The organism is Clostridium neonatale (assembly GCF_900465025.1).
GTDB classification, from domain to species: domain Bacteria; phylum Bacillota; class Clostridia; order Clostridiales; family Clostridiaceae; genus Clostridium; species Clostridium neonatale.
Genome location: NZ_UICR01000001.1, coordinates 111,501 through 127,405, shown reverse-complemented (window position 1 = coordinate 127,405; position 15,905 = coordinate 111,501). Strand labels below are relative to the sequence as shown.

The window sequence follows — 15,905 nt, the reverse complement described above, 5'->3', positions numbered from 1 at the left end:
CTTACTTAATTCAAAATTAAATTATTGTTATATCTTTTGAAACTGAGTTAAGAACTTCGCATCCATCTTTAGTTACAAGCACTAAATCTTCTATTCTTACTCCAATTTTATTAGTTAGATATATTCCTGGTTCTATTGAAAAAATCATTCCTTCTTGAACCTCATCGTTATTTACTGAGCTCACATCACCTTTATCATGTACCTCAATTCCAATGCTATGCCCTGTTCTATGAGTAAAATACTCTCCATATCCCCTCTCAGTTATATAATCTCTAGCCGCAGCATCTATTTCTGAGAATTTCACACCTGCTTTAACCTTTGATATAGCTTTTAAATTTGCATTTTTAACAATTTCATATACTTCTCTTTTTTCTTTAGTTGGTTCTTCTTTAAAAAATACTGTCCTTGTCATATCAGAGCAATAATGATTATATAATCCTCCAATATCTATAACTATACTGTCGCCTTTTTTTAGCTTTGTATTATCACACTCATGATGTGGATCAGCTCCATTTGCCCCAAATGCTACAATTGGCTCAAAAGAAAATCCTTGAGCGCCCTCTTCTTCATATAATTCTGTTAATATTCTAGAACATTGTTTTTCAGTATATCCTTCTTTAATCTCTTTCCAAAATCTTTCCATGACCTTATCATTTATTTGAGATGATTTTCTCATAAGTTCTTTTTCTTCCTCATCTTTTCTCATTCTTAATTCATCTATAACGTCTGAAGAATTTACGAACTTTGAAATAATGTTAATATTCATTAATTTAATAAGAAAATGTGCTGGCCAAAATTTATCAACACCTAATTCTTCATTTTTTTCAACTATGCTTCCTAATACAGAAATAGGATCATCATTATCTGTATACCATACTATATCAATTCCTATATTTCCTTCTATAGGGAAAAGTTTATTTACTATAAATTTATGCTTTCCATCTATATTTAAATATAGAGCAATCATTCTTTCTCCACTTGAAATCCATTTACCAGTTAAATAATATATAGAAGCTGTTGATGTTACAATAATCTGTTTTAAATTATTTTCTTTCATCTTTTTAATTACATTGTCTATTCTACTTTGTTTCATTAAAAATATCCTCCTTAGATTTATCTAAAAATAAAATTTATTATCTAGGCCCAAGTTCATAAGTGAGTTCCTATCTTGTGAGCCTATCAAATATTTCATTTGGTGTGAATCGCTTACTAAGCGAACATGTGCGAGCCTAAGCTCAATTATATTCCTATATTCTTAAGAATATATATTATTATATTCTTAGAATATATAAATATCCTTTGCTTTTGATTAGTGATATTTATAGTAAAAAGTATATAATTTTTATTATAAAATTAATAATATTATTTATTAAGTAAATGCTATAATAATATTATAACACTTTAAAATTATAGTATTTTTATATATCTAAATTTTAGATAAATGACAATTACATTTTAAATAAAATATTTTTATTGTCATTATCAACTAGAAGCTTATCTCACGGGGGGATTTTTGTGAAAATTGCAGTAATTTCAGACATACATTCTAACATTTATGCTCTTATAAATGTACTAGAAGATATTGATTCAGAAAAGGTTGACTCAGTTATTTGCTTAGGAGACCTAGTTGGATATGGACCTCATCCTAATGAAACTATTTCTATGATTAGGAGAAGAAATATACTTTGCATAAAAGGTAATTATGATAATTCAGTAACTGATAATGAATTCTCTTATATCAGAGAAACAGCTATAAATAGGTTCTCTTTGCCTTGGACTGTTAATGAATTAAGAGCTGAGAATAAATCATATCTTAAAGGATTACCTTCATCGCTAACAATAAAAGCTGGAGATAAAAATTTATTATTTGTTCATGGTAGTCCATCTAGCATTAATGAATATCTCTTTATTGATTCAGAGAACACAGTTGAGAACTTAAATAAAATAAAAGAAGATGCATTGATCTGTGCTCATACTCATTTGCCTGGAATTAAAGAAATTAATAATAAAACATATATTAATGTTGGCAGTGTTGGCAAACCTAAAATAGGTCGTCCAAATAGTACATATTGCATAATTGAAATCACCGAAGAAAATACAATAAGCGCTAAGTTTAAAGAAATTTCTTATGAAGTAAAGAAAATAGTAAAAGATATGACTATGTTAAACTTTCCTCCTACATTAATTCAAAGCTTTGAAACAGGAAATGAATAATCCTATTAAATGCTGAAAAAATTATAACTATAAACTTATATAGAAATATCATTAATAATTGGGAATTGCATTCAATAAGAAAGTATTGTAAAATCTAGTTATTGCTTATTTTAACAATTTTATTTTTAATATTTAATAAAGTAATAATAAACATATTAATTCAAACGTAAAATTTTTTACATCACAATGTAAAAAATTTTACACATGTTATATATTTATTTATAATAACGGAGGTCATATAAATGGCAAAATCAAATTTAATTAGAACTCTTTATAGAAACACTGATGAGTTCTTATCAAAAGAAGTAACTATCTCTGGATGGATAAGAACTTTAAGAGCATCAAATGCTTTTGGCTTCATAGAAATCAATGATGGTTCTTTTTTTAAAAATATTCAAGTAGTTTTTGATAATAAATTAGAAAACTTCAAAGAGATTTCAAAACTTCCTATAAGTTCTTCAGTATCTGTTATTGGTACATTAGTTGCTACACCAGATGCTAAACAACCATTTGAAATTCAAGCAAAAGAAGTTATTGTAGAAGGTATGTCTAATTCTGATTATCCTCTACAAAAGAAAAGACATACATTTGAATACTTAAGAACAATTGCTCACTTAAGACCAAGAAGTAATGCCTTTTCAGCTACATTTAGAGTGCGTTCAGTAGCTGCATACGCTATACACAAGTTCTTTCAAGATCAAGACTTTGTATATACTCACACTCCATTAATTACTGGTAGTGATTGTGAAGGTGCTGGAGAAATGTTTAGAGTATCAACTCTTGATCCTAAGAATCCACCACTAACTGAAGATGGAAATATTGATTATACTCAAGACTTCTTTGGTAAAGAAACTAACCTTACTGTTTCAGGACAATTAAATGGGGAATGTTTTGCTTTAGCTTTTAGAAATATTTACACATTTGGTCCAACATTCAGAGCTGAGAACTCTAACACAACAAGACACGCTGCTGAATTCTGGATGATAGAACCTGAAATAGCTTTTGCAGATTTAGAAGATGATATGGAACTCGCAGAAGCAATGCTTAAGTATGTTATTAAATATGTTATGGATGAATGTCCAGAAGAAATGCAATTCTTCAATCAATTTGTAGATAAAGGATTACTTGAAAGATTAAATCATGTTGTCTCATCAGACTTTGCTAGAGTTACTTATACTGAAGCTGTTGATATACTTCAAAAGTGTGGAAAGGAATTTGATTACCCAGTATCTTGGGGAATCGACCTACAAACTGAACATGAAAGATATCTTACTGAAGAACATTTTAAAAAGCCTTTATTTGTAACTGATTATCCAAAGGATATTAAAGCATTCTATATGAGAATGAATGATGATAATAAAACAGTTGCTGCTACAGATCTTTTGGTTCCTGGTATAGGAGAAATTATCGGTGGTAGCCAAAGAGAAGAAAGACTTGATGTATTAGAAGCTAGAATGGCTGAATTAGGTCTTAACAAAGAAGATTACTGGTGGTACTTAGAACTTAGAAAATATGGAGAAACTAAACATGCTGGATTTGGTTTAGGATTCGAAAGATTAATCATGTATATCACTGGTATGGGTAATATTAGAGATGTTATTCCATTCCCTAGAACAACAGGAAGTAGTGAATTCTAATATAAAAAATAAGAAGTATCCTTTCTACTTTAGGATGCTTCTTTATTTATAACACTGTCTTTTCAATCATTTTTGTATGACGTTTTGTATATTCAATTATCTTGGATAATACCTTATAAGTATTACTTTGGCTGTCCCTAGCATTATTATAAAATCTTCCTTGCAGATCAATAAATAACGACTGCTTATCTCGTGCTAATTCTAAAAATATTTTTAAATATTCTCTAGGTGAAACCTTATTTAAGTTTACAGAATGCATTCTAATATTATACTCATTCATAAGAAATGCTATCTTATCGTAAGTTCTAATATCTATCTCTTCAAGTTCATATTCAAGTATTTCTTCTTTTAATTGATTATAATAATTAATTATTCTATCCGTATCTTTTAAAAATACCTTTACTAATACTTGTAACTTTATAGAGGCATTATCATCATCTAAAAATACTTCAAACATTTTCCTTTGCTCATTTTCTATATATATACACTTATTAATAATATCAATAACATTGTAACTCATAACTTATTTTCTCTTTTCACATTTTGATTTCACGATTTGTACTTATAATTATACTATTATAATAGAATTAATTCTATTAATTTTATCTATGAAATGAGAATAATTTTCTTACATCTACTTGTGACTTAAAAGACTTTTTTTGTCGAAAAACATTGTTTAATATATGTATATAAAGTCATAACTTCTTTGTATAATTATTATATTGTTAAAAATTTATTATTTTTTCTGTATTAATCATTTACCATATTAATATTAATTACAATTAATGATATAATAATCAATTGGAGGCGATTTTATGAACCAAATTTTATACCTTGTAATCCCTTGTTACAATGAGGAAGAGGTACTGCATGAAACAGCTAAAAGATTGTTTAAAAAAATTACCAACATGATTGATAATGAGATAATATCAAAAGAAAGTAAGATAGTATTTGTTAATGACGGTTCTAAAGATAAAACATGGAATATAATTGAAGAGCTTCACAATAAAAATAATATTTTTTCTGGTATAAACTTATCTAGAAACAGAGGGCATCAAAACGCATTGTTAGCAGGTCTTATGACTGCAAAAGATTATGCAGATATGACCATATCCCTTGATGCTGATCTTCAGGATGATATAGATGTTATAGACAAATTTGTAGAAGAATATTATAACGGAAGTGATATTGTTTATGGTGTAAGATCATCAAGGCAAACAGATACATTTTTCAAAAGAACAACTGCTCTTGCTTTTTATAAGTTCATGAGCGGACTAGGAGTTGATATGATTTATAATCATGCTGATTACCGTCTTATGAGCAAACGTGCATTAGAAGGCTTAGCTCAATTTAAAGAAGTTAATTTATTTTTAAGAGGTATGGTTCCTCTAATAGGATATAGATATTCTATAGTTGAATATGAGCGTCACGAAAGATTTGCAGGTGAATCTAAGTATCCTTTAAGAAAGATGATAGCATTTGCACTCGATGGTATAACTTCTTTAAGCATAAAACCTATAAGGATCATTTCTGGACTCGGCTTTACTATATGCTTTATTAGTATTTTAGCATTATTATATTCATTTATTGTCAAATTTTTTGGAGAAACTGTAACAGGTTGGACTTCTTTAACACTTTCTATTTGGATATTAGGTGGAATTCAATTATTATCCCTTGGAGTAATTGGAGAATATATTGGGAAAATATATAATGAGACAAAACAAAGACCTAGATTTATCATAGCTGATAAATTAATCAATAATGAAGAGAAAGACAAATAGGTATTTATTTATGAATAATTTATTTGAAAAATTTAAATCTACATTCTTTTCAAAAGAATTTATTCTATTTGTAGTTATAGGTATTATAAATACTTTTAATGGAGTTATTTTTGCATATATGTATTCTGGTTTCTTAAATGAAAATATGGCATTTGTTGCTGGATATATTTCTGGATTAGTAATTTCATATATATTAAATAGTATAATTACATTTAAAGAAAAACTTGATTTTTCTAAATTTATAAAATTTGCTATTTCATATATTCCAAACTTTATAATTCAAAATATCGTTGTTTATTTAGTATTTAACTTAATGGGATTACATAAACTTATAGCATATTGCTCAGCAGCTATTATAGGAGTTCCTGTTACATTTATTCTGATGAAATTTTTTGCATTTAATAAAAAGCATGATTAAAATACTTTTATGTAATAAAAACAAGGAAATAGACTACTTTTTTGTATGTGATCTATCTCCTTTTATTTTTTTGAAACATATTTGTTGTCCTTTATATAAAATCTCCATAAAAAATCTATTGCTTCTTCAGCATAGTCTATCCCTATTCTTTTAGATTCCACTATTTCAAACAAATTATCTTCATAATTATCCTCTATATATAAGTTTCCCTTTTCATATAGTTTTTTATAATTATCACTTTTATCTATAGAATATGCCAAACAAAGTTTTGATGGACCATTTGTGAGAGCCTTTTCTTTAGCTTTAGTTAATTCATCATAATTTTGATTAAATCTTTTCTCAGCTAAATAATCAAATTCATTAAGTGGTTCAATTGCTCTTATTAAAACTCCTTCCCCTTTATTTTCAATTCCACTTATTACATTGAAGCAAAAATATTTTCCGTAAATAAAATAAACATATGCTATTCCACCTTCTCTAAATAGTGGTTCTGTTCTTTCTGTTCTTCTTCCATTATACGCATGAGATGCCTTATCGATTTCTCCTATATATGCTTCTGTCTCTACAATTTTTCCTTTGAGTATTCTTCCGTCACATTCTCTAACAAGGATTTTTCCTAATAAATCTTTTGCTAAATCTAATGCACCTTGTTTAAAAAAATCTTTTTCTAGAATCATTTCTTATTACCTCTTTTTATTCACTTTTACTTTCTTGATCTTATTTATACACAATTTGATGATAATAATCCACAATTTTATCAATTTTTCATCTTTTTTGTGGATATCTTTTAATATTTTTTCACTATACTGTTTATTCTATACTATATTAAATTGAGAATTTAAGTTCATAAAATTATATTTTTTATTGTTATTTAACAGTAACACTAAAAGTACAAGTAAATTTTTCTCCAACATTCAATGGCATTACACCTTCTTTTTCAGTGAACTCACCATTAAAATCTTCATAATCTGCATGCCCAAACCATGGCTCTATACACACAAATGGAGCACCATCTTTAGGCGCCCATATTCCCATATCAGGAAAACCAGTAAAGTCTACTTCTAAATATTTATCATTATTATTTGATTTTATAGTAATTTTATTAGACTTTAAATCATTAAAAACTAGCGCATCATCCTTAAATAATTCTTTTGATAAGTTTATTTTATTGGTATTTTCTAAGAAATCAATTTTAGTTCGTGAAAGGTATCCTTCATTATTTATAACTATTCTTTTGCTAGTTTCCCTTTCATTAAATTCAATATAGCAATCAATTAAATTATCTTTTCTATCTATAGGACATAAAAATGCCGGATGAGATCCAATAGAAAAATATATTTTTTTATCATCTACATTCTCTACTGTGTATGTAACCTTAACAGTATTTCCTTCTAATTTATAATTAGATTTCAATAAAAATTTATATGGATATACTTTCAAACTTTCGTCAGAGTATTTTAGTTCAAAAGTTATTTCATCTTCTTTCTTTTCTAAAAGGGTAAATTCTGAAGTTCTTGCTAAACCATGTTGTGGTAATTCATATATTTTTCCATCAACCCTATACTTACAGTCAACAACCTTTCCCACTATAGGAAATAATATAGGTGCATGGTATTTCCAATATTCAGGATTTCCATCCCATAAATATTCGCTGCCATTAATTTTATTATGTATGGCTATAAGTTCACCACCATAAGTCCTGGTACCGATTCTTAAATTATCATTTTCTAAAAAGTAATTCATTTTTTCTTCCCCCTCTCGATATATATGACCTATAAAATATTTTTTAAGTTTCTCTTTTAATATTTTATTACACAAATTTAGTATTCCATGATTACTATCATATCTGATTCTAAACTCTTTTTGACATCTATAATTCTTTGATTACTAGATCCTCTATATTTTAAATTTTCATCTTTTTTATTTATATCAAATTTTCCATCTACCAAAACATCAATGTTAGTAATCAACTCCTGCCATCCATTTCGTTCTTTTTTATGTTTTAATATATATTCAAATGTATATCCTGTATAACACCATATATTTAAATTATTTTTTTTAAATGCCTTAGCCATATATGCAAATTCTTCTGCCTGTTCCCATGGATCTCCTCCACTAAATGTTATACCTCTTAACATTGGATTATCTAATACATCTTCTATAAGTTTTTCTATATTTCTTAACTCTCCACCATTAAAGTCATGGGTATCTGGATTAAAGCACCCTTCACAATTATGTCTGCATCCTTGTGCAAAAAATACCCTTCTCATACCTGGTCCATTTACCAAACTCTCATATGCTATTCCTGATAATCTTATATTTTTTTCCATAATAAGCTCTTCTTTCTTTATATTATAATTATCATATATAATTTATTATACATTTTACTTAAAATTTATAAAAGACTAACTTTTTTACATCTAATCCCTTCAATCTTCTGTAACCCTATATGTTTTAAATCCTCTATAAAAATAACTTCTTATAAAATCCATAATTACTTTTTAATAATTTATTTTTTGTTAATATGCTAGATTATAATTTACCCGTTTTACTAATAGTATATAAAAAATATAGTATTAAGAATACTATATTCCTAATACTATACTTTCTATATTATTCACTCATAATATCATTTTATGTTTAGCTGTTTTTCTTTACGTAATTTAATCTTCCACCAGCTTTAATAACTTCAATTTCTTTATCAGTTAAATCCACTAATATATCATATTCAGTTCCTTTAGTTAAATTCTTAACTTTAACAGCTCCTGTATTTAATGCATCTTGAATTCCTTCAATTTTTAATTCATCTAATAAATCAATCTTATTGTAATCATCTGCATTCTTAAATTCCATTGGAATTATTCCATTATTAATTAAATTAGCTTTATGAATTCTAGCAAATGATTTAGCTATTACGCCTTTTACACCTAGATATAATGGTGCTAATGCAGCATGTTCTCTACTTGATCCTTGACCATAGTTATCTCCAGCTATTATAAATCCACCATTATTTTCCTTAGCTCTCTTAGGGAATTCTTCATCGATTGTACTGAAGCAGAATTCTGAAAGATATGGAATATTTGATCTAAATGGTAACAACTTAGAGTTAGAAGGCATAATATGATCTGTTGTAATATTATCTTCTACTTTAATTATTACTTTTCCATCAACTTCACTGCCTAATTCTTTTCCTATTGGGAATGGCTTGATGTTTGGTCCTCTAACCACCTCAACTTCAGCATTTGTTGGTGCTGGTGCTAAAATCATAGAATCATCTATCAAGAATCTTTCTGGCATATCTATTGTTAAATCTATATCCATTTCTGTTGGATCAGTCAATACTCCATTTATTGCCGAAACAGCTGCTGTTTCTGGACTTACAATATATATTTGACCTGTTAATGTTCCACTTCTACCAAAGAAGTTTCTATTTACAGTTCTTAAAGAAATTCCATTAGTTCCTGGCGCTTGTCCCATGCCAATACATGGTCCACAAGAGTTTTCAAGGATTCTTGCTCCTGCACTGATTATATCTGCTAAAGCACCATTTCTAGCTATCATCTCCATAACTTGTCTTGACCCTGGCCCAATTACTAAACTAACATCTGGATGTACCTTATTTCCTTTTAGTATCTTTGCAACCTTCATTAAATCCTCATAAGAGGAATTAGTACAACTACCTATAAATACTTGATCTACTTTAATTTTGCCTACTTCACTAACCTTAGCTACATTATCTGGACTATGTGGCTTAGCTGTAAGTGGAGTTAGTTCATCCAAGTTAATTGTTACTACGTCATCATATACCGCATCAGCATCTGGCTTAAATTCTATCCAGTCTTCTTCTCTTCCTTGTGCCTTAAAGAATTCTAATGTTCTTTCATCACTAGGGAATATTGAAGTTGTAGCTCCAAGTTCAGCTCCCATATTTGTTATTGTAGCTCTTTCTGGAACTGAAAGTGTTTTAACACCTTCTCCTGCATATTCAAATACTTTACCTACTCCGCCTTTAACTGTTAGTTTTCTTAATACTTCAAGAATAACATCTTTGGCAGCTACCATCTTATTTAATTTTCCTGTAAGTTCGATTTTAACAACTTTTGGAGTATTAATATTATATGCCCCACCACCCATGGCAAGAGCAACATCTAATCCACCAGCTCCCATTGCAAGCATACCAACACCACCAGCAGTTGGTGTATGACTATCAGATCCTATTAATGTATCTCCTGGCGTAGCAAATCTTTCTAAGAAAATTTGATGACATATACCATTACCTGGCTTTGAAAAATATACACCATATTTAGACGCTACAGTTTGAATAAACTTATGGTCATCTGCATTTTCAAATCCTTGTTGTAACATATTATGATCTATAAATGCTACTGATTTTTTTGTTTTTACTCTATCTATGCCCATAGCTTCTAATTGAAGATATGCCATAGTTCCAGTTGAATCTTGAGTTAAAGTCTTATCGATCTTTAAACTTATTGGCTCTCCTGCTTTTAATTCTCCTTCTACAACATGTGTTTTTAAAATTTTATAAACTAAATTATCGCCCACCTATAGCTCCCCCTATTTCATCACTTTTTTTATTTTTAAACCTCTGGGATTCCCCTGAGATAATTTTTACTTTTCAGACTTCAATCTTTGATATTCTTTATATAATTGTACTACTTCTTTATCAAAGAGAGTTCTCTTTAATCTAACTGAAGTTGATCTTACAAGTTCTAATATACCTTTTGATTCTTCATCTGTAAGATCTATATTATATTCTTTAAACTTATTAACTATAGCAGCTCGTCCAGAATGTTTTCCTATTAATATTTGTCTTTCAAGTCCGACTATTGCTGGATCAAAAGCTTCATAATTTTTAGGATCTTTTAATGCTCCATCTGCATGTATTCCTGATTCATGAGCAAACATATTTGATCCAACTATAGCTTTCCACTTTGGAAGTTCTCTGCCTGATGCTCTTGATACATATTCTGATACATCTTTAAACATCTTAGTATCTATATTTTCACCTTTATATCCATAAACAAGCATAAGTGCCATTAATACCTCTTCTAGCGCAGCATTTCCAGCTCTTTCTCCCAATCCATTTACAGTTACACCCACATGTGATGCTCCGCCTTTTATACCAGCTATTGCATTTGCTGTTGCCATACCAAAATCATTATGTGTGTGCATTTCTATATCAAAATTAGTTTTATCATGTAAATATTTTATATCATCTCTTATCTTGAATGGCTCCATTATACCTACTGTATCACAATATCTAAATCTATCTGCTCCTGCCTTCTTAGCTTCATTAATAAATTGCACTAAGAAATCTTTGTCTGCTCTAGATGCATCTTCTCCATTTACTGATACATAAAGTCCATTCTTCTTTGCAAATTCTACTGATTTTATCATATGTTCAAGTACCCATTCTCTAGATGTCCTTAACTTATGCTCAATATGAATGTCTGATACTGATATAGATATTGCAACCGCATCTACACCACAATCAATTGATTGCTCTACATCACTTATAACAGCCCTATTCCATGCCATAATACTTGACTTCAGATTTCTCTTAACAATTTCTTTTATAGCCGCTTTTTCGTCTCCGCCCATAGTAGGTATTCCTACTTCAAGTTGATCAACACCTAAGTCGCTCAACATTTCTGCTATTGCTATTTTTTCTTGGTTAGCAAAGACTACTCCTGCTGTTTGTTCGCCGTCTCTAAGAGTAGTATCTACTATAGTGACTTTGCTTCCAGTCTTCAAATCAATAACTGCCATTGTACTTTCCCCCAATTTATAAATATTGCTCATAATATTTCAAAATATTATATATAATCATATAATATCACATTATACATTAACTGCCAATACTTATAATCATATTTTTGCAACAGATGCCTTATCTTCCTTCATGTATTATTTAATTTCATATATTTTAATGAATATTTAATAAAATTATTGCAAGATTTTTTTTTTACATTGCAACATTATATTTATATATCATATTCTAAAATGTAAATTTCTTATTAGTAAGACTACTATTTTTTAATATTAATTCAGCATTATTAAATATTTATTCATATATAAAAAAGAATTGCCATTTAAAATATATTCTTGATGGCAACTCTTCTAAATTTATATATTTTTAATAATTATGTGTATGGTTTTCTGTGTGAGAAATTCTATCTTCTCTTTCGTGACACTTTCCTGGTCCAAATCTCTCATCTAAACTTAAATATCCTGTGACTCTTGATATTCCTTGAATATCCATACTTCCACATTTAGTACATTTACTATCTCCTGCTTGAAGATATGTTCCACATTCTTTACAGTATCTGATATGGAAGTTAACCCCTATATAACTTATATTAGTATGCTTATATGCATAATTAACTATATCCATAACAGTTTCAGCATTTGGATAATCATCTACTTCAATATAACTTATATGACCTCCATTGCATAGTTTATGATAAGGTGCTTCAATATCTATTTTATCTTTTATTGATATAGGATAACCAACAGGTACATGGAAACTATTTGTATAATATTCTTTGTCTGTAACGCCTTTTATTATTCCAAATATCTTTTGATCCTGCTTTATAAACTTTCCTGAAAGGCCTTCTGCAGGAGTAGCATAACAACTCCAATTTAAACTTAGTTCTTCTGATAATCTATCTGTATATTGTCTAATATATTCAACAATCTTTACTCCTAGTTTCCTAGATTCTTCATCTTCACCATGATGCTTTCCAACTAATGCTACTAAGGTTTCTGCAAGACCTATATATCCAATTCCCCAAGTTCCTTGTTTTAATATTGGTTCAATAGAATCATCTGGTTCTAAGCCTTCTGAGCCTTTCATAAGACCCTGCCCAACTACAAATGGTAAATCTTTAACTCTTAGTTTTTTCAACACATCATATCTATGAAGTAGAGAATCCTTTGCTAATTCAAGTCTTGAATCTAATATTTCAAAGAATTTATCTACACTGCCCTTTGCTTGTAGACCTATTCTTGGTAAATTAATAGTTGTTGGAGCAATGTTTCCTCTTCCTTTACAACCAGGCTCCCCATTAACGTTCTTCATTATGTATGTTCTGCATCCCATTGTTGCTGGAACATATCCTTTATCATAGTATTCTTTATTAAAGTCTGCGTCTATATTCATAAAAGTAGGGTTCATTCTTTTTGCTGCAACTCTACATGCTAATTTATATAAATAGAAGTATGGATCATTTTCTTCTCTATTTACGCCTTCTTTAACTCTAAAAATTATATTAGGGAAAATAGGTTGTTCTCCTTTACCTAATCCTTTTTCATATTCTAAAAGGAAAATCTCACATACTAATGCCGCATCTTCACTTGTAGGCAATCCTATGTTTATTGAACTAAACGGAACTTGAGATCCTGCTCTTGAATGCATTGTATTCAAATTATAAACTACACCTTGCATAGCTTGGTGAACTCTTTCCCTTACTTTCTTTTCTAACACTTCATTAATCTTTTCATCTGATAAACCTAATTCTTTAAATTCTTTCCTAATCTCTTCTCTTGTAGGTTCTACAAAGATTGCCATATCATTATCAAAATCTGGATGTGATTGGCCCCCAAACATATCGTTTTGAGTTGATTGAAGTAATATGCAAGATAATTCTGCAGCTGTTTCTATTCTCTTTGGAGCATTTATTGTTCCATATCCAGTGTTGAAACCTTTTTCTAATATTTCTCTTGTAGGTATGTGTAGACAGTTTACAGTTAAATTATAACTATCTAAATCATGATAATATAAGTCTCCAGTTTCATGAGCCTTAGCTAAGAACTTTGGCATTATTGCTAAAGTATTCCACTTATTTGATTCTGATGCTATTCTTAATAACTTTGAGCTAAAGTTATTTCCTACATTTGCATTATCTCTATCTGTTTCTACACCTATACTACGTATAGCTTTCATTAAGTCTGATTTTATTTCTCTAACTTTTGTTCTTTCTTGTCTATATCCAGAATATGCCGCTGCAATTTCCTTAAGACCTTGTTCGCTCAATGCTTTTTCAACTAAATTTTGAATTTCTTCTACACTTATAGTTAATTTTGCTTCTACTTCTATAAATGATATTACCTTTTTTACCGTATCTAGAACTTGACTTTCTTTTAAATCTAAACCGATTTCATTAGCTGAGCCCTTTATAGCTTGAGCTATTTTATCAGAGTTGAAATCCACTTGTCTCCCATCTCTTTTTACAACATATAGCATTAATATTCCTCCCACAACACAATATCTAGTATCATCATTGTTTTATTATACTTTATTAAATATGTGTTAGCAATACTTCTAATTTTTTATTTTTAAACGAAAATATTTCAATTATATCTAGTTAGGTCATATTATCTTCATATTATTCGAATTTTTACCCATATTGGATATTTGACTAATTTAAAGATCATTTAAAATCAGATTACATGTGGATTCAGTATTATTTTAAGGAATAAAAAAAATTTTTTTGTTAAAAATATTTATAAAATAATATAAAAAAAGAGGTTTTAATTATGAAAGGATTTATTCTGGATTCTACATTTAAAGAAAGCTCAATAATTGATAATAATAATAATATCTCAACCATTTCATCTCATAGTTTATTAAATAATACAATTAAGACTTACAATATGCCTTTAAACGAAAATACATCTTCATATATTTCTCATCATAATAATATCGATAAATTAAATGTATATAATGTAATTGACTATATATAGATTTAAATATACAATAAATAATATAGTAATGTGCTAGGGGAGCCTTTGTGCTGAGATTTGAGAAATCATAAACCCTTTAAACCTGATCTAGTTAATTCTAGCGTAGGGAATGCAACCTTATAAAAATAAATATCTATTTATTCGGTTGATATCTCCTGTATAGAGTTGAATCAATTTTCTACTATAATAAAAAAATTTGATTTATACTCTGGCTTACCCAATCCATATAAAATAATATGGACAAGCACACAAAGGAGGTTTTTTATGGAAAATTTTTTTGGATGGAAGGATGAATTCTTTTCATTAACTCAGATTGTTCCTAGTTTAAAGGAACAATTTACAGAAAATCCACAGAATGCGTGGTTAACAGTTGCTACTATAATTGGATGTATTGCATTATTAATTGTATTAATTAAAGCAAAAAAGATAGAATTTACATCTCAATTAATAACAAGAATAGGGATTGCTTTAGCATTAGCAACTATACTAAAACTACTTAGACTTTATCACTTTCCACAAGGAGGTAGTATAACTTTAGGAAGTATGGTTCCTATACTGCTTATTGCATTTATGTACGGACCTCAGGTTGGATGTTTAACAGGATTCCTTTATGGAGTAATTACATTCATTATGGATCCATATATCCTTCATCCAGTCCAAGTACTATTTGATTATCCACTTCCATTTACTGCTTTAGGACTTGCTGGATTCTTTAAGGACAAGAGATTACTCGGTGTAGGTATATCTGTATTCATTAGATTTTTGTGTCACTTTATATCAGGAGTTGCCTTCTTTGGTATGTATGCTCCTGAAGGAATGTCTTCTTGGATTTACTCATTATCTGTTAATGGACCTATGATAGGAATAGAAGGTATCATATGTTTAGTAATAGTATCAGTCCTTCCAGTTAACAGAATAATAAATGCTACATCTAAGTTTGGTACAGTATAATATCATTATTACTTTAAAATAAAAAAATGATTATATTTAAAATAGTTTTACTATTAAATATAATCATTTTTTATTTTCTAAAATATGATTTCTTAATATAAATTAAGACTACAATTATAGAAGAAATAACAAAAATCA

At 28.6% G+C, this 15,905-nt stretch carries 14 protein-coding genes and 1 riboswitch; of the genes, 6 read left to right on the top strand and 8 right to left on the bottom strand.

Going from position 1 to position 15,905, the window contains the following annotated elements; translation table 11 throughout:
• Positions 1-16 precede the first annotated feature (16 nt).
• The gene (locus tag CNEONATNEC86_RS00565) at positions 17-1,093 is read right to left on the bottom strand and encodes a M24 family metallopeptidase (protein ID WP_159135400.1); all 1,077 of its coding nucleotides are present in this window, start codon (positions 1,091-1,093) and stop codon (positions 17-19) included.
• Positions 1,094-1,515: 422 nt separating this feature from the next.
• On the opposite strand from CNEONATNEC86_RS00565, the gene CNEONATNEC86_RS00560 reads away from it, so the two are divergent.
• Together CNEONATNEC86_RS00560 and asnS are read left to right on the top strand one after the other, a co-directional pair.
• Entirely contained in the window at positions 1,516-2,214 is a 699-nt protein-coding gene (locus CNEONATNEC86_RS00560) for a metallophosphoesterase family protein (protein ID WP_058293139.1), read from the top strand.
• A 242-nt stretch (positions 2,215-2,456) separates the two neighbouring features.
• Positions 2,457-3,851: an asparagine--tRNA ligase gene (gene asnS / locus CNEONATNEC86_RS00555; RefSeq protein ID WP_058293140.1), complete on the top strand. Its 1,395-nt coding sequence runs from the start codon at positions 2,457-2,459 to the stop codon at positions 3,849-3,851.
• Positions 3,852-3,897: 46 nt separating this feature from the next.
• Here asnS and CNEONATNEC86_RS00550 read toward each other — a convergent pair whose 3' ends face one another.
• Positions 3,898-4,371, bottom strand: a complete 474-nt coding sequence (locus CNEONATNEC86_RS00550) for a hypothetical protein (RefSeq protein WP_125147964.1) — start codon at positions 4,369-4,371, stop codon at positions 3,898-3,900.
• Between the two features lie 295 nt (positions 4,372-4,666).
• Between CNEONATNEC86_RS00550 and CNEONATNEC86_RS00545 the strand changes: the two genes are divergently transcribed.
• Both CNEONATNEC86_RS00545 and CNEONATNEC86_RS00540 read left to right on the top strand, forming a co-directional pair.
• Positions 4,667-5,632 (top strand): glycosyltransferase family 2 protein, encoded by a 966-nt coding sequence (locus tag CNEONATNEC86_RS00545; RefSeq protein ID WP_159115437.1) that lies wholly within the window; start codon positions 4,667-4,669, stop codon positions 5,630-5,632.
• Between the two features lie 10 nt (positions 5,633-5,642).
• Positions 5,643-6,050 carry a GtrA family protein gene (locus CNEONATNEC86_RS00540; RefSeq protein ID WP_125147962.1) on the top strand — a complete coding sequence of 136 codons (408 nt, stop codon included), beginning with the start codon at positions 5,643-5,645 and terminating at the stop codon, positions 6,048-6,050.
• Between the two features lie 62 nt (positions 6,051-6,112).
• On the opposite strand, the gene CNEONATNEC86_RS00535 is transcribed toward CNEONATNEC86_RS00540, so the two are convergent.
• The 6 genes from CNEONATNEC86_RS00535 to CNEONATNEC86_RS00510 form a co-directional block, all read right to left on the bottom strand.
• Positions 6,113-6,727: a DNA-3-methyladenine glycosylase gene (locus tag CNEONATNEC86_RS00535; RefSeq protein WP_058293144.1), complete on the bottom strand. Its 615-nt coding sequence runs from the start codon at positions 6,725-6,727 to the stop codon at positions 6,113-6,115.
• A 190-nt stretch (positions 6,728-6,917) separates the two neighbouring features.
• On the bottom strand, positions 6,918-7,793 hold the full coding sequence (locus CNEONATNEC86_RS00530) for an aldose 1-epimerase family protein (RefSeq protein WP_159135399.1): 876 nt from the start codon (positions 7,791-7,793) through the stop codon (positions 6,918-6,920).
• Between the two features lie 77 nt (positions 7,794-7,870).
• A complete protein-coding gene (nrdG, locus tag CNEONATNEC86_RS00525; RefSeq protein ID WP_058293146.1) occupies positions 7,871-8,380 on the bottom strand; it encodes an anaerobic ribonucleoside-triphosphate reductase activating protein in 510 nt (169 codons plus the stop codon).
• A 310-nt stretch (positions 8,381-8,690) separates the two neighbouring features.
• On the bottom strand, positions 8,691-10,613 hold the full coding sequence (locus tag CNEONATNEC86_RS00520; protein ID WP_125147961.1) for an aconitate hydratase: 1,923 nt from the start codon (positions 10,611-10,613) through the stop codon (positions 8,691-8,693).
• 66 nt (positions 10,614-10,679) lie between these two features.
• Positions 10,680-11,840 (bottom strand): homocitrate synthase, encoded by a 1,161-nt coding sequence (gene nifV, locus CNEONATNEC86_RS00515; RefSeq protein ID WP_125147960.1) that lies wholly within the window; start codon positions 11,838-11,840, stop codon positions 10,680-10,682.
• Between the two features lie 367 nt (positions 11,841-12,207).
• Positions 12,208-14,316: an anaerobic ribonucleoside triphosphate reductase gene (locus CNEONATNEC86_RS00510; protein ID WP_058293149.1), complete on the bottom strand. Its 2,109-nt coding sequence runs from the start codon at positions 14,314-14,316 to the stop codon at positions 12,208-12,210.
• Between the two features lie 293 nt (positions 14,317-14,609).
• On the opposite strand from CNEONATNEC86_RS00510, the gene CNEONATNEC86_RS00505 reads away from it, so the two are divergent.
• Together CNEONATNEC86_RS00505 and thiT are read left to right on the top strand one after the other, a co-directional pair.
• Entirely contained in the window at positions 14,610-14,816 is a 207-nt protein-coding gene (locus tag CNEONATNEC86_RS00505; RefSeq protein WP_058293150.1) for a hypothetical protein, read from the top strand.
• A gap of 25 nt (positions 14,817-14,841) precedes the next feature.
• A riboswitch (TPP riboswitch) is annotated at positions 14,842-14,943 on the top strand.
• 137 nt (positions 14,944-15,080) lie between these two features.
• A complete protein-coding gene (thiT, locus tag CNEONATNEC86_RS00500) occupies positions 15,081-15,767 on the top strand; it encodes an energy-coupled thiamine transporter ThiT (protein ID WP_058293151.1) in 687 nt (228 codons plus the stop codon).
• The last annotated feature ends 138 nt before the right edge of the window (positions 15,768-15,905 follow it).

Bases quoted from the DNA above. Each gene is read 5' to 3' on its own strand.
- CNEONATNEC86_RS00510 (WP_058293149.1), bottom strand. From the start codon at position 14,316: ATGCTATATGTTGTAAAAAGAGATGGGAGACAAGTGGATTTCAACTCT.
- CNEONATNEC86_RS00550 (WP_125147964.1), bottom strand. From the start codon at position 4,371: ATGAGTTACAATGTTATTGATATTATTAATAAGTGTATATATATAGAA.
- thiT (WP_058293151.1), top strand. From the start codon at position 15,081: ATGGAAAATTTTTTTGGATGGAAGGATGAATTCTTTTCATTAACTCAG.
- nrdG (WP_058293146.1), bottom strand. From the start codon at position 8,380: ATGGAAAAAAATATAAGATTATCAGGAATAGCATATGAGAGTTTGGTA.
- CNEONATNEC86_RS00565 (WP_159135400.1), bottom strand. From the start codon at position 1,093: ATGAAACAAAGTAGAATAGACAATGTAATTAAAAAGATGAAAGAAAAT.
- CNEONATNEC86_RS00545 (WP_159115437.1), top strand. From the start codon at position 4,667: ATGAACCAAATTTTATACCTTGTAATCCCTTGTTACAATGAGGAAGAG.
- CNEONATNEC86_RS00530 (WP_159135399.1), bottom strand. From the start codon at position 7,793: ATGAATTACTTTTTAGAAAATGATAATTTAAGAATCGGTACCAGGACT.
- nifV (WP_125147960.1), bottom strand. From the start codon at position 11,840: ATGGCAGTTATTGATTTGAAGACTGGAAGCAAAGTCACTATAGTAGAT.
- CNEONATNEC86_RS00535 (WP_058293144.1), bottom strand. From the start codon at position 6,727: ATGATTCTAGAAAAAGATTTTTTTAAACAAGGTGCATTAGATTTAGCA.
- CNEONATNEC86_RS00540 (WP_125147962.1), top strand. From the start codon at position 5,643: ATGAATAATTTATTTGAAAAATTTAAATCTACATTCTTTTCAAAAGAA.
- asnS (WP_058293140.1), top strand. From the start codon at position 2,457: ATGGCAAAATCAAATTTAATTAGAACTCTTTATAGAAACACTGATGAG.
- CNEONATNEC86_RS00505 (WP_058293150.1), top strand. From the start codon at position 14,610: ATGAAAGGATTTATTCTGGATTCTACATTTAAAGAAAGCTCAATAATT.